This is a genomic window from Mesorhizobium sp. M3A.F.Ca.ET.080.04.2.1 (assembly GCF_003952525.1).
Lineage (GTDB): Bacteria > Pseudomonadota > Alphaproteobacteria > Rhizobiales > Rhizobiaceae > Mesorhizobium.
Genome location: NZ_CP034451.1, coordinates 1,475,005 through 1,495,894 on the forward strand (window position 1 = coordinate 1,475,005; position 20,890 = coordinate 1,495,894).

The 20,890-nt window shown below is 64.0% G+C and carries 23 protein-coding genes; 9 read left to right on the forward strand and 14 right to left on the reverse strand.

What is annotated here, in order from left to right:
• Positions 1-305: 305 nt before the first annotated feature.
• Positions 306-959 carry an outer membrane protein gene (locus EJ074_RS07305; protein ID WP_095808719.1) on the forward strand — a complete coding sequence of 218 codons (654 nt, stop codon included), beginning with the start codon at positions 306-308 and terminating at the stop codon, positions 957-959.
• Between the two features lie 95 nt (positions 960-1,054).
• Here EJ074_RS07305 and EJ074_RS07310 read toward each other — a convergent pair whose 3' ends face one another.
• From EJ074_RS07310 to EJ074_RS07330, 5 genes are all read right to left on the reverse strand, one after another.
• On the reverse strand, positions 1,055-1,483 hold the full coding sequence (locus EJ074_RS07310) for a GFA family protein (protein ID WP_095808718.1): 429 nt from the start codon (positions 1,481-1,483) through the stop codon (positions 1,055-1,057).
• A 78-nt stretch (positions 1,484-1,561) separates the two neighbouring features.
• Entirely contained in the window at positions 1,562-1,954 is a 393-nt protein-coding gene (locus tag EJ074_RS07315; RefSeq protein ID WP_095808717.1) for a TfoX/Sxy family protein, read from the reverse strand.
• A 116-nt stretch (positions 1,955-2,070) separates the two neighbouring features.
• A complete protein-coding gene (locus EJ074_RS07320) occupies positions 2,071-2,667 on the reverse strand; it encodes a glutathione S-transferase family protein (protein ID WP_095808812.1) in 597 nt (198 codons plus the stop codon).
• A gap of 269 nt (positions 2,668-2,936) precedes the next feature.
• The gene (locus EJ074_RS07325) at positions 2,937-3,311 is read right to left on the reverse strand and encodes a histone (RefSeq protein WP_129552867.1); all 375 of its coding nucleotides are present in this window, start codon (positions 3,309-3,311) and stop codon (positions 2,937-2,939) included.
• 419 nt (positions 3,312-3,730) lie between these two features.
• Positions 3,731-4,261, reverse strand: coding sequence for a DinB family protein (locus EJ074_RS07330; protein ID WP_095808715.1), 531 nt, complete (start codon positions 4,259-4,261; stop codon positions 3,731-3,733).
• Between the two features lie 71 nt (positions 4,262-4,332).
• Here EJ074_RS07330 and EJ074_RS07335 point away from each other — a divergent pair, with 71 nt between their 5' ends.
• Positions 4,333-4,959 (forward strand): TetR/AcrR family transcriptional regulator, encoded by a 627-nt coding sequence (locus EJ074_RS07335; RefSeq protein ID WP_348626992.1) that lies wholly within the window; start codon positions 4,333-4,335, stop codon positions 4,957-4,959.
• A 167-nt stretch (positions 4,960-5,126) separates the two neighbouring features.
• On the opposite strand, the gene EJ074_RS07340 is transcribed toward EJ074_RS07335, so the two are convergent.
• The 3 genes from EJ074_RS07340 to EJ074_RS07350 all read right to left on the reverse strand — a co-directional run bounded on the left by EJ074_RS07340 (position 5,127) and on the right by EJ074_RS07350 (position 6,498).
• Positions 5,127-5,579 carry a hypothetical protein gene (locus EJ074_RS07340; protein WP_095808713.1) on the reverse strand — a complete coding sequence of 151 codons (453 nt, stop codon included), beginning with the start codon at positions 5,577-5,579 and terminating at the stop codon, positions 5,127-5,129.
• A 108-nt stretch (positions 5,580-5,687) separates the two neighbouring features.
• Positions 5,688-6,050 (reverse strand): DoxX family membrane protein, encoded by a 363-nt coding sequence (locus EJ074_RS07345; protein ID WP_129552868.1) that lies wholly within the window; start codon positions 6,048-6,050, stop codon positions 5,688-5,690.
• A 25-nt stretch (positions 6,051-6,075) separates the two neighbouring features.
• A complete protein-coding gene (locus tag EJ074_RS07350) occupies positions 6,076-6,498 on the reverse strand; it encodes a VOC family protein (protein ID WP_095808712.1) in 423 nt (140 codons plus the stop codon).
• A gap of 306 nt (positions 6,499-6,804) precedes the next feature.
• On the opposite strand from EJ074_RS07350, the gene EJ074_RS07355 reads away from it, so the two are divergent.
• On the forward strand, positions 6,805-7,464 hold the full coding sequence (locus tag EJ074_RS07355) for an AraC family transcriptional regulator (protein ID WP_245454804.1): 660 nt from the start codon (positions 6,805-6,807) through the stop codon (positions 7,462-7,464).
• Between the two features lies 1 nt (position 7,465).
• On the opposite strand, the gene EJ074_RS07360 is transcribed toward EJ074_RS07355, so the two are convergent.
• Genes EJ074_RS07360 through EJ074_RS07370 form a run of 3 tightly spaced genes read right to left on the reverse strand, consistent with a single transcriptional unit; the run spans position 7,466 to position 9,664 of the window.
• Complete coding sequence (locus EJ074_RS07360) at positions 7,466-8,326, reverse strand: 23S rRNA (adenine(2030)-N(6))-methyltransferase RlmJ (RefSeq protein ID WP_095808710.1); 861 nt, start codon at positions 8,324-8,326, stop codon at positions 7,466-7,468.
• 6 nt (positions 8,327-8,332) lie between these two features.
• The gene (locus tag EJ074_RS07365) at positions 8,333-8,953 is read right to left on the reverse strand and encodes a hypothetical protein (RefSeq protein ID WP_095808709.1); all 621 of its coding nucleotides are present in this window, start codon (positions 8,951-8,953) and stop codon (positions 8,333-8,335) included.
• Positions 8,954-8,965: 12 nt separating this feature from the next.
• Positions 8,966-9,664 (reverse strand): TetR/AcrR family transcriptional regulator, encoded by a 699-nt coding sequence (locus tag EJ074_RS07370; protein WP_129552869.1) that lies wholly within the window; start codon positions 9,662-9,664, stop codon positions 8,966-8,968.
• 83 nt (positions 9,665-9,747) lie between these two features.
• Between EJ074_RS07370 and EJ074_RS07375 the strand changes: the two genes are divergently transcribed.
• From EJ074_RS07375 to EJ074_RS07400, 6 genes are all read left to right on the forward strand, one after another.
• Positions 9,748-10,215, forward strand: coding sequence for a carboxymuconolactone decarboxylase family protein (locus EJ074_RS07375; protein WP_095808707.1), 468 nt, complete (start codon positions 9,748-9,750; stop codon positions 10,213-10,215).
• A gap of 853 nt (positions 10,216-11,068) precedes the next feature.
• On the forward strand, positions 11,069-12,121 hold the full coding sequence (locus tag EJ074_RS07380; RefSeq protein WP_095808706.1) for a UDP-glucuronic acid decarboxylase family protein: 1,053 nt from the start codon (positions 11,069-11,071) through the stop codon (positions 12,119-12,121).
• Complete coding sequence (gene galE, locus EJ074_RS07385) at positions 12,118-13,257, forward strand: UDP-glucose 4-epimerase GalE (RefSeq protein WP_095808705.1); 1,140 nt, start codon at positions 12,118-12,120, stop codon at positions 13,255-13,257. The genes EJ074_RS07380 and galE overlap by 4 nt, the downstream gene beginning before the upstream one ends.
• Before the next feature lie 439 nt (positions 13,258-13,696).
• Positions 13,697-14,608 carry a lysylphosphatidylglycerol synthase domain-containing protein gene (locus EJ074_RS07390; protein WP_095808704.1) on the forward strand — a complete coding sequence of 304 codons (912 nt, stop codon included), beginning with the start codon at positions 13,697-13,699 and terminating at the stop codon, positions 14,606-14,608.
• Between the two features lie 5 nt (positions 14,609-14,613).
• Positions 14,614-15,690, forward strand: coding sequence for a glycosyltransferase family 2 protein (locus tag EJ074_RS07395; RefSeq protein WP_095808810.1), 1,077 nt, complete (start codon positions 14,614-14,616; stop codon positions 15,688-15,690).
• A 34-nt stretch (positions 15,691-15,724) separates the two neighbouring features.
• Positions 15,725-16,708, forward strand: coding sequence for an NAD-dependent epimerase/dehydratase family protein (locus tag EJ074_RS07400; RefSeq protein WP_095808703.1), 984 nt, complete (start codon positions 15,725-15,727; stop codon positions 16,706-16,708).
• A gap of 20 nt (positions 16,709-16,728) precedes the next feature.
• Here the strand turns inward: EJ074_RS07400 and EJ074_RS07405 are convergent, their stop codons facing one another.
• From EJ074_RS07405 to EJ074_RS07415, 3 genes are all read right to left on the reverse strand, one after another.
• Positions 16,729-19,218 (reverse strand): sulfatase-like hydrolase/transferase, encoded by a 2,490-nt coding sequence (locus EJ074_RS07405; RefSeq protein ID WP_129552870.1) that lies wholly within the window; start codon positions 19,216-19,218, stop codon positions 16,729-16,731.
• Between the two features lie 213 nt (positions 19,219-19,431).
• Positions 19,432-20,169, reverse strand: coding sequence for a hypothetical protein (locus EJ074_RS07410; protein ID WP_095808701.1), 738 nt, complete (start codon positions 20,167-20,169; stop codon positions 19,432-19,434).
• A 140-nt stretch (positions 20,170-20,309) separates the two neighbouring features.
• Entirely contained in the window at positions 20,310-20,825 is a 516-nt protein-coding gene (locus EJ074_RS07415) for a hypothetical protein (RefSeq protein WP_245420597.1), read from the reverse strand.
• Positions 20,826-20,890 lie beyond the last annotated feature (65 nt).

Here is a 20,890-nt window from a genome sequence, read left to right on the forward strand (position 1 = left end):
ACGCACGCTTGCCCGGCCCGGATCCGGGCCCGTCATAGCGCAATATATGTCGCTGGACCCCTTGAACCAAGCGGCGTGCAGCGCAACCTCATTAGCCTGCTGACATTTGCTGTGGCGAAGATGCAACGTCATGGTTCGGCCTTATTCGCGCCGGGGAATGACCCAAGTTCAGGTTCGCTTCAGCCGTATTTCGACACGACATTTGGAACCGTTGAACGCCAGGCTCGTTTATCCCCCCGGACGGGCCGGGGCATTTCATGAACAACCAAGCCTAAAGTGTCTTGTGGCTTAAGGAGTAAACAACAATGCAAGCCAATCTCAAGTTTGCGCGTCCGCTCGCGGTTGCGCTCGGGCTTTTCGCCCTCGGCGGTACCGCTTATGCCGCAGACGTCGTCACTGAAGAGCCGCCGGCACCCCCCGCTCCGGTCGCCGAACTCCCCGTGGCATCCTGGGCCGGCCCCTATGTCGGTCTGAGCGCCGGCTACGGCTTCAGCGGCCATGCCGATGCGCGCGACGTCGGTATCGATGTCGGCACCAAGGGCTTCGTCGGCGGCGTCTTCGGCGGCTATCAGTGGCAGCAGGAGAACTTCGTGTACGGTGCTGAAGCCGATCTCGGCTACAACGGCGTCAAGGGCTCCGAGGGCGGCATCACCGCCAAGGGTGGGCTTGAAGGCTCGCTGCGCGCCCGTCTCGGCTACTCGGTGACCCCGGAGATCCTGCTCTATGGCACCGGCGGTCTCGCGGCCAAGAACCAGAAGATCGAAACCGCAGCCGGCAGCGACAGCAATGCAATGCTCGGCTGGACGGCTGGTGTCGGCACCGACATCAAGATCACGGACAACGTGTTCGGCCGCGTCGAGTATCGCTACAGCGATTACGGCGACAAGGACTTCGACAATGTCGGCAACGTCAAGTCGAAGGACAACCGCGTCACCTTCGGCGTCGGTATGAAGTTCTAAGTCGTACAAGCCACGACACGAAAGAGCCGGGCCCCGCGCCCGGCTTTTTTTGTGCCTTGTGTTGAGTCCGCCGATCGGGTTGGGACTTGAGGGCGTCAGTTTCCTTCGGCAGGCGCCCCACCCGACGGCTTCTGCTGAAAACCGTCATGGGCCGGGATCGATGGCAGCCGGTCCAGCCATTTCGCCCGCGAGCGCATGACCACCTGAGCGTCGGGCCGATAGTCGGCGGGATCGGTCATGGTGGCGGCGTGGACGTGGATTTCAGCAGGCCATTTCCCGGAGCGGAAATAGAGCCTCGAGCCACAGGACGGGCAGAACCCGCGCAACGTGTCCGGGCTGCTCTCGTAGTGCCTGATGTCGCCGGTCCAGGTCAGGTGTTCCGGCCGCATTCCCAGGAAGGCCGTAAAGGGCGACGACGTGGCACGCTGGCAGTCGGCGCAGTGACAGACCAGATTGCGGGTGATCTCGCCGGCATAGGTCCAGGTGACCGCGCCGCACATGCAACGTCCCGTCAGAGATGTCATCGCGTCCTCCGCCGGCTGGCGTGTCCGGTCGAACTGCCGACGCCGCCGTTGCAGTGCAGAATAGGCTGCGCGATCTGCTCAGGCTGGCCGCTTTGCGACCTTGCCCGGCTTGCCCTTCGGCGGCAAAGTTTCGACGAAAGCCAGCGCAAGATCGAGCCAGCCGGCAAGGTCGGCTTCGGTGGCCGTTCCTTCCGGCGCGACGTGGACATAGCCTTCCATCGAGCGCCCGCCCATCTCCATGGGCCGCGCATGCGGTCGGGCAACCGCGGCCGCATGCGCGTCCTTGCCGACGCGCACCAGCAGTCCGCGCTTCGAGGTGCCGATCAGCATGTTGCCGTTGATCATGAAACAGGTGCCGCCGAACATCTTCTGCTCGGTGAAGGCGCGCCTGCCAAGCGCGACGCGCAGGCGCTCGACCATGGGGTCGGGGGCGGCGGTTGTTTTGGTGACTGTGGTGACTGATTTTGCCATGCGAACCACTTTGCGATTGCACGGCCTATGCAATCACGAATCCGAGCGACAATTCAATATGGGGAGGCACTTGGAGGAAGCTGCCGATCTCCCTCCTTGTGGGGGAGATTAGCTGTTCACCCCGGCACGCAGCTCTTCAGCTCGGGAAACTTCTCGTCGAAGCGCGCCGCCCAGCGCACGAGCCGGCTGCGGCCTTTCTCCCACTGGCCGCCGAAGCGCAGCGACAGATAGCCGAGGGTGGCGCGCAACGCCATCTGGCCGGCGGTGATCTTCTTCGGCAGTTTCGGCGGGTTGGCGTTGAGCAGGTCGAGCGCGCCGATGATCTTCGTCCACTGCCGGTCGAGCCAGGGCTGATGGACCATCGTCTCAGGCCGCGTGCGCCGTTCATAGACCATGGACAGCGCGCAGTCGCAGATGCCGTCGGCCAGCGCCTCCAGCACCTCGGCCTCGAGCCGCTTGTCGGGATCTCGCGGAAACAGCGCATTCTTCGACAGGCGGTTGAAATGCTGGGTGATGGCGCGGCTGTCGTAGATCGAGCGGCCGTCCTCCAGCACCAGCACCGGGATCTTGCCCAGCGGATTGGCCGAGATCAGCTCCGCCGGCTTGTCCTCGGTCTTGACCGGCACGAGATCGACCGCGATGCCGGCATAGGCAGCGGCCATGCGGACCTTGGAACTATAGGGAGAGGCGGAGGCATAGAGCAGTTTCGGCATGATCGGTTTCCCAGTTTTCTCGCGCACTGTTGACCGAACGGTCACTGGAGGGCAACGGCCAGCGGCGCCGATCCAGGCGGCCAACGCGCCGGCACCAGATTGCGCGTCGCAGCGCAACAGCAAAAAGCTCCCGGAAGCTTTGCCGATGGCAAGTTCCGAGAGCTTTGGACAGAGCGCTCCAGCTTCGATCGGCGTCACGCCGAATGGGCGAGAGGGGCGCCCACGGCACCCGCCCTCACCCGTTCGCGTTCGCGAGCGAAGCCCCGCGACTACTTCTTGGCCGGCGCCTTCTTTGCAGGCGCCGCCTTCTTCACCGCTGCCGTCGACTTGGCAGCGGCGGCCTTCATCGGCGCCTTGGCGGCGGGCTTGGCCGCTGCCTTGGCTGCCGGCTTCTTGGCGGCAGGCTTTGCCGCTGCCTTGGCGGCGGGCTTCGCTGCTGCCTTGGTGGCAGGCTTGGCCGCGGCCTTGGCGGCGGGCTTGGCTGCTGCCTTGGCGGCGGGCTTTGCCGCTGCCTTGGCCGGAGCCTTGGCGGCTGCCTTCGGTGCCGCTGCCTTCTTCACTGCTGCTGGTTTAGCGGCAGCTTTCGGTGCCGCTTTCTTTGCCGGCGCTTTCGCCGCCGGCGCCTTCGTTGTTTGCTTTGCCATGCGATGCCCCTTGCGTTTTGCCGCTGGTCATGAGTGACCCGCGCGTCAATGCATATCTGACTCGCGACTTTCTAGCCAGCGAAGCAACACAATGATTTTCATATATTGAATTTCGGTTACGAGAAACGTCCTTCAAGGCGTATCGGCGCAAAAATCGAGAGCGAATCTTTGCTTGTCCAAGTGAAGTTGCGTTGCCGAGAATTCGCGCTGCACTCTATCGCTCGATCATCCCTGCCGCGCTCCCCGCAAAATGTGAGCTTGCCATACATATTCAACAAACGGAGCCAGACCCTCCACTTCACCTTGTCCAGCAGGAAGATGTACAGGTAAAGGCCAAGCAAAACGGTCAAGCGGCCGCTGCAAATCTTGCTTTCACGAATGCGAGCTTTTCGCTCACATACATCAGATTCCGTTCCATCTCAGGCGCCGAACGGCTCGAGCTCCATCTGCAGGCGACGCGAAGGCTCGGCGCGGTGCAGATGAACGGCATAGGTATCCCAAGGCGGGGAGACCACGATCCCGGCCAGCATGCGGCCGATCTCGCCGCGATGATAGCTGCCGTGCACGACGACATGGGTCAGCATCTCCTGCCTGGTCATGCAGCCACTGTCACCATCGGTGAAGGTGAAGGCGACCGGCTCGGACAGATCGCGCTCAGAAACGGCTTCGACATAGTCGAGAAACCAGCGGTCGCTCGCCGCCATCGCGGCGCGCAACTGCGCGGGCTTCGGCGTCTCCTCGGTGTTGTCGCTGGCGTAGCCATGCGCGACGCCGGTGAGATGCGCCGAAAAGATCCGCGACACGACATGGATGTGGTTCATCAGCCGCAGCGCGGCGTGACGTTCCTTTGCGTTGCGTTGCGGATCGATACCGGCGAGCGTCTCCAGCAACTCGTCATTGGCCCAGGCCTGGTAGGCAAGCAGGCTGCGCAGCAAAATCGTGGCGCTCATCTTTGCGGCTCCGTTTGCGTTGAAGATAAATGTGAGTATCTTGTTTATATTTTTGGGGGACCTGGTCGGGGATGTCTACTCGCGTTGCAAAGCCAGCCCGGCGCATGCGCAAAGAGCCGCGCCAGGCGCGCTCGGTCGCCACCGTCGAAGCGATCATTGAAGCAGGTGCTCGCGTTTTGAGCGAACTGGGCTGGGCGGGCTTCACCACCAACAAGGTGGCGGAGGCGGCTGGCGTGAGCATCGGCTCGCTCTACCAGTACTTTCCCGACAAGCTCGCCCTGGTCGACTCGATCCGACGCCGCCACTTCGACGAGGTGCTGTCGGTCATCCGCGACGCGGCGGCCGACGAGAAGCCGCTCAGGCAATTCGCCCGCGAACTGGTGCGCGGCATGATCGCCGCGCACAGCGTCCATCCGACGCTGCATCAGGTGCTGCTCGACGAGGCCCCCGGCGACCGCGGCTCGCGGGCCGCGCATGCCTCGTTCCAGGCGCGCTATCTCGAGCACTACGCGACGGCCGTCGCGCAGTACCGCCGGCGCTTGAAAGACACGCAGACCGTGGCGCGCGTGCTCTCCTCGGCGGTCGAGGGCGTGATCCACAATGCAGCGCGCCGCAACATGCTGGATGCGCCGGAGTTGCAGAAGCAACTCGGCGAGCTGATCTGCGCCTATCTGTCCGGCCAGGGCGCGCGAGCATGAGGATAGCGGGAGGCTGCTCGCGACGTCATGTCAACGGCGGAGTCGCCGGGTGTCAGCGAGTTGCGACGACCGCAACGCTGGCGCCGGTCATCGCACCGTCGCCGCCCGCACAGCTGTGAACGCAGCCACAGGCTGTTTAGATCAGTCTGGAAAGTGCGGCCGACTTTTTACCGCAGCACGCGGCAGCGGCCGTTATAGACCATCCAGCGGTCGAAGCCCGCGACGCAGAATTCGACATTGTCGCCGATCGAGGCGAAGCCCTGGCCTTCCTCGATCAGGTACCAGATGGCGCGGTCGCGGCCATCCGACAGGCTGACCGTTGCGCCGCAATAGCGCCGGCCGATCGGCCATTCCTCGCTGGCCGGCAAGTAGCGATGCTGGTGGATGCGATGGAAGTCGGTGATCGAAACATCCGGCAGATGCGGCACGTGATGCACCTGATAAGAGAACCGGCTGGTGATCTTGCTCAGCACCCAGGGCTGACCGCAGACGCCACTGTCATCCTCCGTGTAGACGGCAAGATCGGCGGCATGCGCGGCGTGGGTGAAGCCAAGCGACGTGCCAAACGGCGTCGCGAACGAAATCAGCGCGGCAAGGGCGGAATGAGCGAAGCGAGTCATGACAGCCTCTCAGGGTCGATTGCGCGCACTGTGCGGATTCGCTCGACGCCGGTCAAGCGGTTGCGAAAACAATGGTTTCCGGAATGCATCGTTCCATTCGCAAGGTCGTCAAGCCGTTCCGGCGAGCAGCAGCCCGCCAATGACGGCAAAGTTGATCAGAAAGGCATTGCGCAGAACCTGCCGTTCCAACTCTTCGCAGGTCCAGAAGCGCAGCAGCAGGACGTTCGCGGCCAACGTGAACACGACCAGCGCAGCCGCGGCGAAGGCTGCCGCGATGCCGAGGGCAAGCATGAGCCCGGCGCCGATCTCGACCGCCGAGCCGCAGGCCAGCATCAAAGCTGGAGCCGGGACGTTCCGGCTCGCCAGATAGAAGCGCATTGCGTCGAACTTCACGAAATGCTCGATGCCGGCGAAGACGAAGACGCCGCCGATCAGAAGCGCGCCTATGATCTGGATCGCCTCTACGGGCATGTCGGCCTCCCGTGCTTTCGAGGGCTCAGTCCTGCGGGACAAAAGCGGGGTTGTAGACGATTTCCCACAGATGATCGTCGGGGTCCTGGAAATAGCCGGCGTAGCCGCCCCAGAAGGTCTTTTGCGCCGGCTTGACGACGCGCGCGCCGCCCTTGATGGCCTCAGCCATCGCGGCATCGACCTCCGCCTCGCTGCCCACATTGTGGCCGATGGTGAATTCGGTCGGGCTGCGGCCGCTCTGCGGCACCGTGGCGTCATGGGCGATGCTCGAGCGCTCGAAGATCGCGAATTTCAGCCCGCCGGCGAGCTCGAAGAATGCGACGGCACCGTGCTCGAACTCGCGGCCGATGATGCCTTCGGTCGGCAGGCCCAGCCCATCGCGATAGAATTTCAGCGACGCCTCCAGATCGTCGACGCCAAGCGTGAAGACGGTGATGCGAGGTTTCATTTCGCGTTCTCCTTTCTATATTCTTGACCACGTCCCGATGACGGATGGGGTGCGGGCAGAGCGCTCAAGGCGCCCGCAAATTTATGCTTGTTTGCCACAACAGCAGCGGCCGGCATTGAAGATTTCGGCCAAAATGGCCATCGCACCGGTGCGCAGGGAAACTGACGGCCCGGTGCGCAGGGAAACTGCCGGCGCAGATCGGAGAAGACATGGAAGCGGTGCTGGCGCGGTCAACCGGCTTCTTTTCGCGAACGGCCCGCCGGCGGTGGCCTGGCCGGCGTCTTCTCCGCGGTCTGGGTCCACCGCATGCCGCAGGAGAACGTTCCGCCCATCGTCATCACGCCGGATGCCACCATCGACCTGCAATGGATCGACGGGCGCTTCCGCGTAGCCGGTCCGGACAAGGAGCCGCAGATCGAGCGGCCCCCGGCGGGCGCCGTGATCGTCGGCTTCCGCTTCCTGCCGGGTGCTGCCGCGGGCTGGCTCGGCCTGCCGGCCAGCGAGATTGTCGGCGAGCGCCTGGACCTCGCCGAATTGTGGGGCGGCCGCGCTCGCGAACTCTCCGACGGCATCAAGCACGCGCCGGATCTCGCCGGCATGGTGCGACTACTGGAGGAGACGGTCGGCAGGCAAACGCAAGGGTGCGATGCGCTCGATCCGCTGATGGGCCGCGCCTTCGACGTCATCCATGAAGGCCTGCCGCCTGAAGCGCCGCTGCTGCCCTTCCTGGTGAGACGGCTCAACATGAGCGAGCGGACGCTGCGCCGGCGCTTCGACGACGCCTTCGGCTATGGCCCGAAGACGCTCGACCGTATCCTGCGTTTCAATCGGTTCCGGCGCCTGCGTGAGAAGGCGGGCGATGCCTCGACCGCGGTGCTGGCGATCGAGGCCGGCTATGCCGACCAGGCGCATCTGATCCGCGAGAGCCGGCGGCTGACCGGCCTCACGCCGTCGGCGCTGGCATAGCTCAGCCGCGGCCCTGCTCGCCGGCCAGCCATTCGACCGTCCAGCGCGACGGCTGCTTGACGGCCAGCGCCTTGTGCAGGGCCGGCAGCAGGACACGCAACTCGCCCTCCAGCGTGAAGGGCGGATTGACCACCACCATGCCACTGCCGTCGAGGCTGGGCTCGTTCGAGGCGGGCCGGATGTCGAAGGCGATATCGAGCATCTTTGGGATGCCGGCCTGCTTCAGCGCCGACCTGAAGGCGGCAACCGCCTTGCGGTCCTTGATCGGGTACCAGAGCGCATAGATGCCGCCAGGCCAGCGGCGGTGCGCCCGCCGCAGGTTGTCGGTGAGGCGCGCGAACTCGCCCTCCTCCTCGAAGGGCGGATCGACCAGCACGAGGCCGCGCTTTTCCTTCGGCGGCAGATGCGCGCCAAGCGCCAGCCAGCCATCGAGCTCGATCACCCGCGTCTGGAAGTCGCCGGCGAAGACCGATTTCAATTGCGCCGCGTCGCGGGGGTGGAGTTCGATCGCGGTCAGCCGGTCCTGTTTGCGCAGGAGGTGGCGGGCGACAAGCGGCGAGCCGGGATAGCGGCGCAAGCCGCCCTCGGGATTTTCGGCGCGCACGGCTTCCAGATAGGACTGAAGCAGCGCCGCCGCCGGCGGCTCGAGCGATGCCTCGATCAGCCGGCCGATGCCGCCCTGCCATTCGCCGGTTTTGCCGGCCTCGACCGATGCCAGGTCGTAGCGGCCAACGCCGGCATGGGTGTCGATGACGCGAAAAGCCTTGTCCTTCTGCTTCAGATAGTCGACCAGCCGGCAGAGCACGGCATGCTTGACGACATCGGCGAAATTGCCGGCGTGATAGGCGTGGCGATAGTTCATGGGTGCTTACCTCGTCGAGCCGCCACGGCCCCAGCGCGGCGGCGGCTGCGAGTTCGGGTTCGCCGGCGGCTTGTTGCCACGACCGAAGACCAGCGACAGCACCAGGCCAAGCAATCCGACGCCGATCAGCACATAGCCCGCAGGCCGCGCCCTCTCATCGATCGCGCCGGTGCCGGCGCGCAAGACGAGATCGACGGCGCGCATGTCGATGCCGTCGGCGTCGCCCGGACCGACAGTGAAGACGTAGGCACCGGGCGTCACGCTTTCGATCACGCCGGCCTCGTCGCGAAAGATCTTGTCGGGCAGCTGCGGACTCACCTGGCGCGGATTGTCGGTGTGGTTGAAGGACAGCGTCGAGGCGAGCGCCGTGCGTCCGCCGTTCGCCGCCGTCAGCGTCAGCACCGCGCGCTGCTGCGAAGCGACGCGCTCGGCCCGCGCGGTGAGGTCGACCAGCACCCGGACCGGTGCGTCGCCCGCTGTCAGTTGCACCGTCGCCGGCTTGAAGCGGCCGGTCTCGTAAACGCGCCAGGTGCCGATGGCGTGGCCGGAGAAATTGCTCATCGCCCAAGGATAGAGGAGACCGATGGCGCCGCCGGCGATCAGGACAAGAACCGAGAGGAAGCGCATAGAAAGCCCTGGTTATTTTTTCTTCTTCGATTGACCGCGACGCCCTTTGGCGGCCTCGCCCAGGGCAGCGTCGCGTATTCGCTCCATCTCGTCCAGAAACATCTCCAGGCCAAGCTTGAAAGTCTCGTCGAAACCGCTGGCGCCGAAATAGGCTCCGGCCGCCACGACGCTCGGATAGTCGCGCGCCAATTCCTCGTCGCTGACCGTGGTGACCGCCGACGGGCGCTTGGCGTAGCCGGCCGTCTCGTCGAGGATAGCGCCCATCAGATAGTAACCGGCGGCACGGAACAGCCGGGCACTGAGCTCGGGTCCGAAGCCGCCTGCCTCGAACAGGCCGATGATGCCGTTGAGCTTGGCGAGACAGGGCGGCGAGTTCATCCGGTAGACGACGATGAAGGGCGCAAAGGCCGGATGCTCGGTCGCGACGCGGCGGAATTCCTGCATGCCGACGCGGACCCTCTCGCGCCAAGGCAGGCTCTCGTCGGGGATCACCAGCCCGCTCATCTGGCGGTCGACCAGCGCCTCATAGAGATGCGCCTGCGAGGGGAAGTGGTGGTAGATGCTCATCGCCTCGCAGCCGAGCGCTGCCGCGAGCTTGCGCATCGAAAAGCCCGAAAGCCCTTCCCTCTCGATCACCTCGAAGGCGGCGTCCTCGATCATCTCGGGAGACAGCCGGCCGCGCGTTCGCTTTTTTTCGACAGACGAGTCCATGGCGCGCTTGACAACTTACACTGTAAGGTTCATTTTCCAAACTACCTTACACCGTAAGGTTAGCAAAGACCAGAGGAGAAACCATGTCCGTCTCTCGCATCGCTTCAACCGTTCATTCCTGCCTGCATTCGGCCTCGCTGCTTGCCGCGGTCGCGCTGACCCCGATCTTGACCGCACCGGCCAGCGCCGGCGACTACGACACCGCTATCAAGGATATTCAGTCGACGATGGGCGGCGTGCCCGGTTTCGTGAAACAATTCCCGAAAGCCGGTCTGCCCGGCGCGTGGGCCGAGGTCAAGGCCATCGAACTCAGCGACAAGACGGCGCTGTCGCCGAAGGTCAAGTCGCTGATCTCGCTGGCGGTCGCCGCGCAGATCCCGTGCAACTACTGCGTCTGGTCGGACACCGCGAACGCCAAACGGGCCGGGGCCACCGAGCAGGAAATCCAGGAAGCCGTGGCAATGGCAGCGCTGACCCGCCATTGGAGCACCATCTTCAACGGCATGCAGGTCGACTTCGACCAGTTCAAGAAGGATATGGGCGGCGAATAAATCTGCGCGGCATGGCCGCCAAGATCGGCGCGCCATGCCATTACAGCCGCAAGCAGCATGGGGAGCATTGCCGGCGTGCCTGAGGCCTTCCGTCGGCTCGCCTGTAGGCCTGGATGCATTCTCTGCACCTAAAAGTGGTAGCGCTGGCCGAGCAGTTGCAGGCCCCGGGACACGATTGAGCAGGCAGGCCCCCTCCGGCGCGGAAGTCCGGGCCGGGCAGCCGGAAGGGAGCCCGCGCACCTTCATCCCCGTGCGATCCGGGAGTGAACACCACATTCCTTAATTGCCGGCCTGACGTGAACTTTATTCCGCGCAGCTCTGCGAACGTTTAAAGCATATCTCTATAACCAGCAGCGCTTATTGACAGCGACCTGACGCTTTAGTTCGCCCTGCCTTGAATATTTCCTCCAGATCTGGATCCGAAAGCTTTTGCCGATGGGCGAGACATCTCCCCCTTAGACGACGACAACTTCAAGACCAGGCGCCGCCAGTCGCGCAAGAGCCAACCCGGCAGTCCGCGATGATTAACCAATCGCCAAGAAGCGAGGTTAACAGAACGCTAATTTTGTTGACTACGCGACTGGGAGGTATATTTTTATATACGTTGGGTGTGCAATTTGGGCGAGCAGTCCGCGATGGTGGCAACCGGCTTCGTGGATCGCGACTAGGGGCGAAAGTGTGCTGAACGGCAATCAATGGCCGTCGGGCAAAGCTCCATAACTCTACCTCTACAACGCACATCGTTGATGGCGGTCCCGGCTTGCGCCGAGGCTTCGCCGCTGTTTGGGGCTTGGTCGAGCAAAGCACTTGCTCGGCTGGGGTGATGATGCGCGTGCCGAGTCAAGGGGGCGTTATGAGTAGGGTCGTCAAGCTCAATCCTGGAGTCAACCGCAGGAGCGCCGGACGTGGCCGCGCCCTGGTCGCCGGCGGCGCCGGATTTCTAGGATCGCATCTTTGCGAAAGGCTGCTGCGCGACGGCTATGAAGTCGTCGTTCTCGACAACTTCCACACCGGCAAGCGATATAATCTCAGCGGCATACAGCGCGATCCGTCCTTCACCTGCATCAAGCACGACATCGTCGATGCGCTGCCGATGGATCTCGAAGTCAACGAGATCTACAACCTCGCCTGCCCGGCCTCTCCGCCGCACTATCAGGCCGATCCGATCCACACGTTCAAGACCAGTGTGCTCGGCTCGATCAACCTTCTTGAACTCGCCCGTCGCAACAACGCCAAGATCTTCCAGGCATCGACGTCCGAGGTCTATGGCGATCCGCTGGTTCATCCGCAGCCCGAAGCCTATTTCGGCAACGTCAACACGCACGGTCCGCGCTCCTGCTACGACGAGGGCAAGCGTTCGGCCGAGACGCTGTTCTTCGACTACTCGCGGACATACGGCATCGATGTCCGCGTCGCGCGCATCTTCAACACCTACGGTCCGCGCATGCAGCCGGACGACGGCCGCGTCGTGTCGAACTTCATCGTCCAGGCGCTGCGCGGCGAGGACATCACCGTCTATGGCAGCGGCCAGCAGACGCGCTCCTTCTGCTTTGTCGACGACCTGATCGAGGGCTTCATCCGGCTGGTGAACGTGCCCGCGGCGCCGCAGCATCCGGTCAATCTCGGCAATCCGGTCGAGTTCACCATCATGGAACTGGCCGAGATGGTCATCGACTACACCAACTCGCGCTCGAGGATCGTGCATCGACCGCTGCCGATCGACGATCCCCGGCAGCGCAAGCCCGACATTTCCGTCGCCAGGCAGCATCTCGGCTGGGAGCCGAAGGTCGCGCTCGCCGAAGGGCTCGCCCATACCACAGCCTATTTCGACGCCTTGCTCGGCAGCCGCCAGTTCGTTGCGGCACGCAGCCGCGGCCGCGCCGCCAAAGAGGCCGTCATGTCATGACACGGCGTCGGATCCTGGTGACAGGTGGGGCCGGTTTCATCGGCAGCCATACCTGCAAGCAGCTTTCGGCGGCGGGCTACCTGCCGGTGGTCTACGACAATCTGAGCCGCGGCAACGAGAAGGCGGTTGCCTGGGGACCGCTCGTGGTCGGCGACATTCGCGACAAACGCACGCTGCAGCGGGCGATCGCCGCCCATCGGCCGCAGGCGATCATCCATTTCGCCGCGCTCGCCTATGTCGGCGAGTCGGTCAGCGGGCCGGCGGATTACTATTCGACCAATGTCGCCGGCACGGCCACGGTGCTGGACGCGGCGCGGGCAAACGGCATCGACAAGATCATCTTCTCCTCCAGCTGCGCGACCTATGGCGTTCCCGAGACGCTGCCGGTCAGCGAAACCGCCTCGCAAAACCCGATCAGCCCCTACGGCCGCAGCAAGCTGATGGGGGAGCAGATCATCAAGGACTACGCCTCCGCCTATGGAACCAGATACGCGATCCTTCGCTATTTCAACGCCTGCGGCGCCGACCCGGACGGCGAGCTTGGCGAGTGGCACGAGCCTGAAACCCACCTCATCCCCAGGGTGCTGATGGCCGCGTCCGGCATGATCGATGCGGTCGAAGTCTTCGGCACCGACTACGACACGGCGGACGGCACCTGCGTTCGCGATTACATTCATGTCGGTGACCTCGCCCGCGCGCATGTCAAGGCGCTGATGCATCTGCAGGCCGGCGGCGAGAACCTGTCGGTCAATCTCGGTAGCGGCCGGGGCATCTCGGTCAACGAGATTCTCGAGGCGGTGACCCGGGTGACGTCGCGTCCCGTCCCGGTCGCATACAAGGCGCGCCGGCCCGGCGATCCGGCCGAACTCTACGCCGATCCGACCAGGGCGCGCGAGCAGCTGGGCTTCGTGGCGGAGCTTTCCGACATCGACACCATCGTCAGCACGGCCGCGCCCTTCTTCGGGCTCGTGCCGGCAAGACCGGCGGCTGCCATCTCCGTTCCGATCGCCGCCCCGGCCGCAGAAGAAGATTGCGTGGCGTCCGCAACCGTCGCCAACGAACAAAGCCAGCATGCAAGGCTGGCAGCCGTCCCCGTTAGTAATGCGTCGGGGCTGGGGCTCGCTGAGCTTGGATGAGGGCTCTCTCAGCGAGCCTCCCAACCGCCGTCGGCGCGCTCGCCGCACCACCCGACGCGGTGGCTGACGAGCCGGCCGCGCAGGCGGCGCCGCAATGCGGGGCGCCGCGACGATGACATGGCGGAGGATGCGTTTGGAAACCGCGCCGCCGCCGTACCGCCGCGACCGCGGGCCAAAGAGTGGCGTCAACCTTCCGCTTGCCGTCTGGACGGGCTCGCCCGGGATCGCATCCCAATCGAAGCGGCCCGCTTGTTCGACAAGCCTGAACCAAGCTTGTGGATTCGCAAACGCCGGTGGTCTATAGGATCAGCCGCGTTTCGGCGGTCCCGCCTCCTGCCCTGCGAGAACGGCAGGGCAAACGCCGGCGATCCGCGGCCGCACGAGCTTCGCAGTCGAAGCAGCATCCGGAACGCGGCGATGGACGCCATCGGAGAATTGGTTGAAGCGAGCAGTCTCGATAATCGTCACTCTGGCGCTGCTGGCATGGCTTGCCGGCGACTCGCGCTGGAAGATGGTCGGCGATGCGTTCGCCAGCATCACGCCGGGCGCCTTCGCGGCGGTGGCGCTGGCGCTGTTCGTCACCTATGTGCTGCGCGCGCTGCGCGTCTGCGACGAGTTCCGCGACGAGGTGGGTGGGCGCTTCGGCGCCTGCCTGCGTGTCATCCTGGTCCACAACGCCATGATCAATGTGGTGCCGTTCCGCGGCGGCGAGACCGCCTTTCCGCTGCTCTTGCGCCAGGTGTTCGGCATTTCGATCGTGCGCGCCAGCGCCTCGCTCTTGTGGTTCAGGCTGCAGGACGCCTTCGTCGTCGGCGTGCTTGCCTGCCTGGTGTGGCCAAGCCTGCATCCGGCGCTGAGGACCGCGGGCATCGCCGCGCTGATTGCCGTCGCCTGGTACCTGCCGCGCTGGGCGCGCGCGCCGCATGACTGGGCTGGACGCGGCCAGATCGTCTCGAAGCTCGGCAAGCTGCGCGACATCTTCACCGAAGCGACGGGGCGTTCCCGCTACGGCTGGTGGTGGACGGTGGCCAATTGGGCGCTGAAGCTCGCCGTGCAAGGTTGGCTGCTCGCCATGCTGCTCGGCACCTCCTTCCAGACCGCCTTTCCCGGCGCGGTCGGCGCCGAGGCCGCCGCCATCCTGCCCGTGCAGGGCGTCGCCGGTTTCGGCACCTACGAGGCGGGTGCCGCCGCGGCGCTGGTCTATTCCGGCATCGCGGTGAAGGACGGCCTGCAGGCCGCGCTCGCGCTGCACCTCTTCATTCTTTGCTCGGCCGTTGCAACCGGAGCGATCGCCTGGCTGTTTCCCTCGAAACCGACGCTGCCCGAGACCACGGGAGCCGCAAGGAAATGACCGCCATGAACGTGCTTCCCATCCCTGCCGCGGGCCTGCCCGAAGGCGCCGTCATGCCGGAGCACAGGCTCTCCATCGTCATTCCGATGTACAACGAGGCCGACAATGTCGAGCCGCTGCTGGTGCGCATCCACCAGGCGCTGGAAGGCTACAGCCAGCCCTGGGAGGTGGTGCTGGTCGACGACGGCAGCACCGACGCGACGCCCGCCGAAATACGCAGGCTCGCCGCCCAATACGGCCCGCACGTGCATGGCGTGGAACTGGTGCGCAACTACAAGCAGACCGCCGCCATGCAGGCTGGGCTCGATGCGGCGCGCGGCGACGTGATCGCGACGCTCGACGGCGACCTGCAGAACGATCCGTTCGACATACCGCGCATGGTGTATCGCCTTCTGACCGAGGACCTCGATCTCGTCGCCGGCTGGCGCAAGAACCGCCAGGAAGGTTTCTGGATGCGCAGGTTGCCCTCGCGCATTGCCAATTCGCTGATCGCGCGCGTCACCGGCGTGCGGCTGAAGGACTATGGCTGCAGCCTCAAGATCTTCCGCGGCAGCGTCATCCGCAGCGTCCGGCTCTATGGCGAAATGCACCGCTTCATTCCGGCATGGCTTGCGACGGTGACGACGCCGCGGCGCATCGCCCAGGAAGTGGTGACCCATCACGCCCGCATCCACGGCCATTCGAAATACGGCATCTCGCGCACCTTCCGCGTGGTGCTCGATCTCGTCTTCATGTTCTTCTTCATGCGCTACCGCACCAGGCCGGGTCACTTCTTCGGCGGCATCGGCATCGTGTTCGGCGTGCTTGGCTCGCTGATCCTGACCTACCTGCTCTGCGTGAAGCTGTTCCTCGGGCAGGATATCGGCACCCGCCCGATGCTGTTCACCGGCTTCTTCCTGGTCATCGCCGGGCTGCAGGCGGTGACCTCGGGCGTGCTCGCCGAGATGCTGTCGCGCATCTATCTCGAAGCGAACGGCGCGCTCGCCTATGTGGCGCGGCCGCAGCCCGCACATGGCGAAGCCGATGGCTGGCACCGGCCGAGCCTGCCGGCGAGCGCCAGGAAGAGCTCGCGCCGGAAATGACAGCCGCGCCTGACCCCTGCCCTGGAGAGCCAGCATGAGCATCCTGGTAACCGGAGCCGCCGGCTTCATCGGCAGCCATGTCTGCCGCCGTCTGCTCGCGCGCGGCGACGAAGTGATCGGCGTCGACAACATGAACGCCTATTACGATCCGGCGCTTAAGGCAGCGCGGCTTGCCCGGCTCTCGCCCAGCGAGGGATTTTCGTTCCACCAGCTCGACATTGCCGAGCCGGGGGCGTTGGCGGCCGAGCTCAAGGGAGCACCGGTCAGCGGCATCGTGCACCTCGCCGCCCAGGCCGGGGTACGCTACTCGCTCGAAAATCCGCGCGCCTATATCCACGCCAACATCGCCGGCCATCTCGAGATGCTGGAGCTCAGCCGCGCGCTGCCCGGCCTGAAGCATCTGGTCTACGCCTCGTCGAGCTCGGTCTATGGCGGCAACACCAAGGTGCCGTTCGCGGAGGACGACCGCGTCGACCATCCGGTTTCAATCTACGCCGCGACCAAGAAGGCGGACGAGCTGATCAGCTCGACTTATTCGCATCTCTACGGCCTGCCGCAGACGGGCCTGCGCTTCTTCACCGTCTATGGCCCCTGGGGGCGTCCGGACATGGCTGCCTGGATCTTCACCGAGGCGATGCTCGCCGGAAAGCCTATCCGCGTCTTCAATCATGGCGAGATGTGGCGCGACTTCACCTATGTCGACGACGTCGTCGACGGCGTCGTGGCGGTGCTGGACAAGGCGCCGGCAACCGATAGCGAGCGCCACAGGATCTACAATATCGGCAACAGCCAGCCGGTGCATCTCGGCCGCTTCATCGACACGCTGGAAAGCCTGCTCGGCGTCAAGGCGGATCGCGACAATCTGCCCATGCAGCCGGGCGAAGTGGAGAAGACTTTTGCCGACACCAGCGCGCTGGAGCGCGACTTCGGCTTCAAGCCGAAAGTGTCGATCGAGGAAGGGCTGGCGAAGTTCGTCGACTGGTACCGGCAGGAATGGCAGCCGCAAGGCCAGCGGTAGCGCGAGCGGATTGCTCTGCGCTACATGCAGCCTTCGATGAACGGGCCGCTGACCGATAGCGAGCCGTTGGTGTACATGGCGGTGCCGCTGTCGTCGGTATAGCCATGGGACTGCTCGTCGACATGCAGCTTGCTTTTGGGGACCAGCTGTCCGTTCACCTTGATGCTCTTGATGAACAGGTTGCGGTCGCCGGGCAGACCGTCACCGGCCCACTCGTCATTGATGTAGCGAATTTCGATCGTCTTCGGATTGGGCACGCCGCTGATGTCGACGCGGAACGGCTGCGCGTCGATTGCCGCCTCCTGCAGTTCCGCGACGCGGGCTTCGGCCGCCGATGCCTTGCTCTCCTTGCCCTGGACGGCGATCTCGGCGAGGCGTTTGCCGTCCACGAAGACGTCGAAGCTCGGCGCTCCCCGATAATCGGTGCCGGCTGCCTCGATCGTCAGATTCGTGGCGGTGCAGCGCCCGGCGTCGTTCTCGGCGGCAGCGACCAGATCGGTTATGCGGCGTCTCTGCGACTGCACCCATCCAGCGATGGGCTGCAGCAGCGCGCTCCTGTCGCTCGCATCCTCGCTGAATAGGTTCGTCCTTTCGCCGGGATCGGCCTTGAGGTCATATTCCTCGACCTTGCCGGTCGTGGCGTTGAAGATCACCTTTCGATCGTTCTCGCGATAACCGAACAGGTAGCCGGCCCAGGGATTGAAGAAGAAAGTCTTGTTCGGCCTCTGCTCGCTGAACAGGCTGCGCCCCTGCCACTGCTTCGGCAGCGGCAGGCCCAGTATGTCGAAGATCGTCGGGGCGATATCGATGATGCCGCCAACCGGGTGCGCGACCTGATCGTGGAACAGATGCTTGTTGATCATGATCAGCGGGATGTGGACGTTCTCGTCATACATCGCGCTGGCATGGACGTAATCGCCATGCTCTCCAAACGCTTCGCCATGGTCGCCGAGCACGACGACGAGCGTGGAATCGAGCTTGCCGGACCGCTTGAGCGATTCAAGGATCTCGCCAAGCGCGGTGTCGCCGACCTTCAGGGCGTTGAGATAGGCGTTGAATTTCTCGTCGTCCGAATAATGCACCAAACCCTTGTCGTGAGACGACGGCGCCATCTTCGAAAACATCGGACTGGCGGTGATGTAGGGATAGTGGGTCATCGCCGTGAACATGATGCCGAAGAAAGGCTTCTGCGAATCCTTGTTCATCCAGTCGATGATGGACTGCGCGGTGCACAGGTCGCTGTTGTAGTCCATGTTCTTCCACTGCTCGGAGCTGAGCTTGAAGGTCGGGGTAGCGCATTTCTGCCCGCGATAATCCTGGATCACGTCCAGTCCCTTGTTGAGGAGAAACTCGTCGACGCGCTGGAAACGGGAATCCGCACTCCAGAAAAAACCGGTGCGAAAGTTGTTCTTGGACAGCGTGTTGGAGACAGTGTCCAGCGGCAGGTACGGATACCGGCTGGTCATCCCGTAGAACGAAATGTCGTTGTAGAGCGAGGTGAGCAGGGAAAATATCGAATAGTGCGTGGACGGCGCGTGCGCATAGATGTTGTCGAAGCGGATGGAATCGCCTGCATAGGCCTTGATTGTCGGCGTCACCGGATAGTTGCCGCCAAATGTCTCGACATATTTGGACGGCACCGACTCCATCATGAAGATCAGAACGTTCTTGATCGGGTTCGGCGCCGGCGGCTTGAAGCTGGACGTCTCCGGCGGCCGCTCGCCGACGCTGGCGACATCGGGGTCGTTGGCGCCGGCGCTCATGGCGAGCATCACCGGCATCGGGCTGAACAAGGCCGACTGAACGAAATAGACGATCGGATTGTCGACCTTGGACGCCGGCAGCGACTCGGCGCGCACATGGTAGCCCGTGCCGACCAGCGCCGCGCCGACAGCCAGGACGAGCGCACCGAGAAAGGCGCGGTGACCGACTGTGTTCAGCCGCAGGCACAATCCGGCCGCGGCATAGCCAAGCACGAACACCAGCATGACGGATCCGCACAGGGTCGCGAAATCCCGGACGTTGAGGGCGTCACCCATGGCGTTCCTTGCGTCGGCATTCTGCAGGAAGTCGCCATAGACCAGCCACTGGAAGGTGAACGGCTCGCCCAGCATCTTGACGAGGTTGATGTTGGCAAATCCCCAGGCGAGCGACACCAGGATTGCAACATAGAACAGGACGGCGACCGCCGCGGAAGCGAGGCGGCTGGCCCTTGCCAGGAAACGCAGTGCCAGGGCCGCCGCGGTCAGCGAGGCAATGAGGATCAGGTCATAATAGCTTGCGGCCAGTCCAACGGGAGCGGACGCCAGGAGCCCCTGCACCGTCGTCTGCGGATCGATGATGACGCTTCGGTAGATGCCCAAGAGCAGCCAGGACAGAACTCCAGTACAGATGATCTGCAACGACATGCGCCGAAAGCGCATAGCGCGCGGCAAAGCCGCGCCCTTCTTCGAATTCGCCGCACCGTTTTCAGGCCAGCTCGTCGACCCCATGCCGCCGCCGATGTTCATATAAATACCGCCGCCACTTCGCGCTCCGGCCAGCCACAACCAGAGCGTTCAAAACCCCCAACCCGCAAAATCGGTCTGGGTTAAAAAAGAGTCAACAAAATCAAGCGTGCGTTAACCATCTCTCTTCAGGACTGGTTAACCGAGGCATCGAAGCGCAAGAGCTGCCAAAGCCGATCCGCGATTGGTCTTCGTTGGTCCCGCCGGCCGGCCGCATCACCCAAGCGCGTGCAGGTCTTCGGTGGAAATGGCCCTGAAATAGGCGGTGAATTCCCAATAATTCTCGATGCGCTCGGCGTATGGGCGCACCGGCTGCTTCAATATCTCGGCCTCGAACCGGTCGAGGCGCTGCGACCCACCGAGATAGGCTATGATCGCGTTTCCGACCAGCGGATCGGCGATATCGTTGTAGTGGATCGGGAAATAGGGCTGATTGGCTTCGAACAGCACGGATTTGATCTTGGTCCGGAACAGGTTCAGCTCGCGCAGATAGGCGTTGAACCGCTCAAGGTCGAAATACACCTTCTTGCGGCTGGGCTCGGGCAAGGGCTCGGAGGCGTGGACGACCCAGACGCCCGACGCTTCCGCCTCGAGCAGGGACAGGAACGAGGCGACCGGGTTCCTGACCAGCCAGAGCTTCTTCACGCTCTCGTCCTCGAGCACCGGAAGCACGGCGGGGCGCGTCTGCTCGGGAAATATGTGGAAACCGGCAAAGCGGGCCGACGGATCCTCGAAGATGCGCGCGATGAGCTGCTCGGGAGCAGCATCGCGCGTGCCGACAGCCTCGCGCGGCAGATTCATCTTGTCATGGTAGTCATAGCGCAGACCGACGAAGCGCGGATTGAAAATCTCGCCATGCATCACCATCCCCTCATATTGGTTGAGATGGCGATTGAGCGCTTGCGAGCCGGTTCTGGGGGAAGCGATCAGCACGAACTTCTGACAAGACTGCATTCGCACCACACCCAATGGAGTTACGCCCGAACATACACAAACGACCTCTGCGTTCAAATGTGAGCGGCCACTTGAAACGGCAACGGCGGGCGCCGTGAAGCACCCGCCGTCATCGGTCGTCCCAACACCTGCTGCGGGGTTCAGCCGCCGCGCAGGCGGGTCGGGCTCAGGCTCGCAATGGTCGACCGCTGTTCGGAAGGACAAGTCGGAAGGAACCGGCTCGCATCCGCATAGGTCATGGTCGTTATGGAATTCTTCAGGCCGCCGCGCTTGGCGATCCAGCCGCGAACCCAGCCGGGGTAGTTCTTCATCATGAAGTCGGCCGCGACCTGGTTGCCGCGCGCCCCGGCGCCATAGGGCAGGTGGAAGCCGAACGAGGCGCTGCGCGTGACGCAGACCTTGCTCTTGGGCATCGCCAGGTAAAGCGTGCAGGCCGAGTCGCACGCACCGTTGAAGCGCACGAAGCCGCCGCTGCGGCGCATCTTCAGCACGCGGATGGCATAGTCGATCACATAGCCGCCACGGTCGCCGCTGATCGTCTTCACATAGCCATTGCCGAGATTCATGCGCGGACGCAGCAATTGGTCTGCCGAGCTCGTCGAGATCATGGCGCCCATCAAGGCGAGCGCAGCGAGAAACTTCATTATCGTTTTCATTCGCGCCTCCTGCTATGCCGTGAACGGTTAGCCGGGACGCGTAAAGATTGGTTATGCCGTGTCGG

Excerpts from the sequence above, each read along its gene's own strand:
- EJ074_RS07400 (WP_095808703.1), top strand. The coding sequence starts at position 15,725 with ATGAGCATCCTGGTAACCGGAGCCGCCGGCTTCATCGGCAGCCATGTC.
- EJ074_RS07380 (WP_095808706.1), top strand. The coding sequence starts at position 11,069 with ATGAGTAGGGTCGTCAAGCTCAATCCTGGAGTCAACCGCAGGAGCGCC.
- EJ074_RS07330 (WP_095808715.1), bottom strand. The coding sequence starts at position 4,261 with ATGAGCGCCACGATTTTGCTGCGCAGCCTGCTTGCCTACCAGGCCTGG.
- EJ074_RS07365 (WP_095808709.1), bottom strand. The coding sequence starts at position 8,953 with ATGCGCTTCCTCTCGGTTCTTGTCCTGATCGCCGGCGGCGCCATCGGT.
- EJ074_RS07320 (WP_095808812.1), bottom strand. The coding sequence starts at position 2,667 with ATGCCGAAACTGCTCTATGCCTCCGCCTCTCCCTATAGTTCCAAGGTC.
- EJ074_RS07415 (WP_245420597.1), bottom strand. The coding sequence starts at position 20,825 with ATGAAAACGATAATGAAGTTTCTCGCTGCGCTCGCCTTGATGGGCGCC.
- EJ074_RS07335 (WP_348626992.1), top strand. The coding sequence starts at position 4,333 with ATGTCTACTCGCGTTGCAAAGCCAGCCCGGCGCATGCGCAAAGAGCCG.
- EJ074_RS07315 (WP_095808717.1), bottom strand. The coding sequence starts at position 1,954 with ATGGCAAAATCAGTCACCACAGTCACCAAAACAACCGCCGCCCCCGAC.
- galE (WP_095808705.1), top strand. The coding sequence starts at position 12,118 with ATGACACGGCGTCGGATCCTGGTGACAGGTGGGGCCGGTTTCATCGGC.
- EJ074_RS07395 (WP_095808810.1), top strand. The coding sequence starts at position 14,614 with ATGAACGTGCTTCCCATCCCTGCCGCGGGCCTGCCCGAAGGCGCCGTC.
- EJ074_RS07370 (WP_129552869.1), bottom strand. The coding sequence starts at position 9,664 with ATGGACTCGTCTGTCGAAAAAAAGCGAACGCGCGGCCGGCTGTCTCCC.
- EJ074_RS07375 (WP_095808707.1), top strand. The coding sequence starts at position 9,748 with ATGTCCGTCTCTCGCATCGCTTCAACCGTTCATTCCTGCCTGCATTCG.
- EJ074_RS07360 (WP_095808710.1), bottom strand. The coding sequence starts at position 8,326 with ATGAACTATCGCCACGCCTATCACGCCGGCAATTTCGCCGATGTCGTC.
- EJ074_RS07355 (WP_245454804.1), top strand. The coding sequence starts at position 6,805 with ATGCCGCAGGAGAACGTTCCGCCCATCGTCATCACGCCGGATGCCACC.
- EJ074_RS07310 (WP_095808718.1), bottom strand. The coding sequence starts at position 1,483 with ATGACATCTCTGACGGGACGTTGCATGTGCGGCGCGGTCACCTGGACC.
- EJ074_RS07405 (WP_129552870.1), bottom strand. The coding sequence starts at position 19,218 with ATGAACATCGGCGGCGGCATGGGGTCGACGAGCTGGCCTGAAAACGGT.
- EJ074_RS07345 (WP_129552868.1), bottom strand. The coding sequence starts at position 6,050 with ATGCCCGTAGAGGCGATCCAGATCATAGGCGCGCTTCTGATCGGCGGC.
- EJ074_RS07340 (WP_095808713.1), bottom strand. The coding sequence starts at position 5,579 with ATGACTCGCTTCGCTCATTCCGCCCTTGCCGCGCTGATTTCGTTCGCG.
- EJ074_RS07305 (WP_095808719.1), top strand. The coding sequence starts at position 306 with ATGCAAGCCAATCTCAAGTTTGCGCGTCCGCTCGCGGTTGCGCTCGGG.
- EJ074_RS07350 (WP_095808712.1), bottom strand. The coding sequence starts at position 6,498 with ATGAAACCTCGCATCACCGTCTTCACGCTTGGCGTCGACGATCTGGAG.
- EJ074_RS07325 (WP_129552867.1), bottom strand. The coding sequence starts at position 3,311 with ATGGCAAAGCAAACAACGAAGGCGCCGGCGGCGAAAGCGCCGGCAAAG.
- EJ074_RS07410 (WP_095808701.1), bottom strand. The coding sequence starts at position 20,169 with ATGCAGTCTTGTCAGAAGTTCGTGCTGATCGCTTCCCCCAGAACCGGC.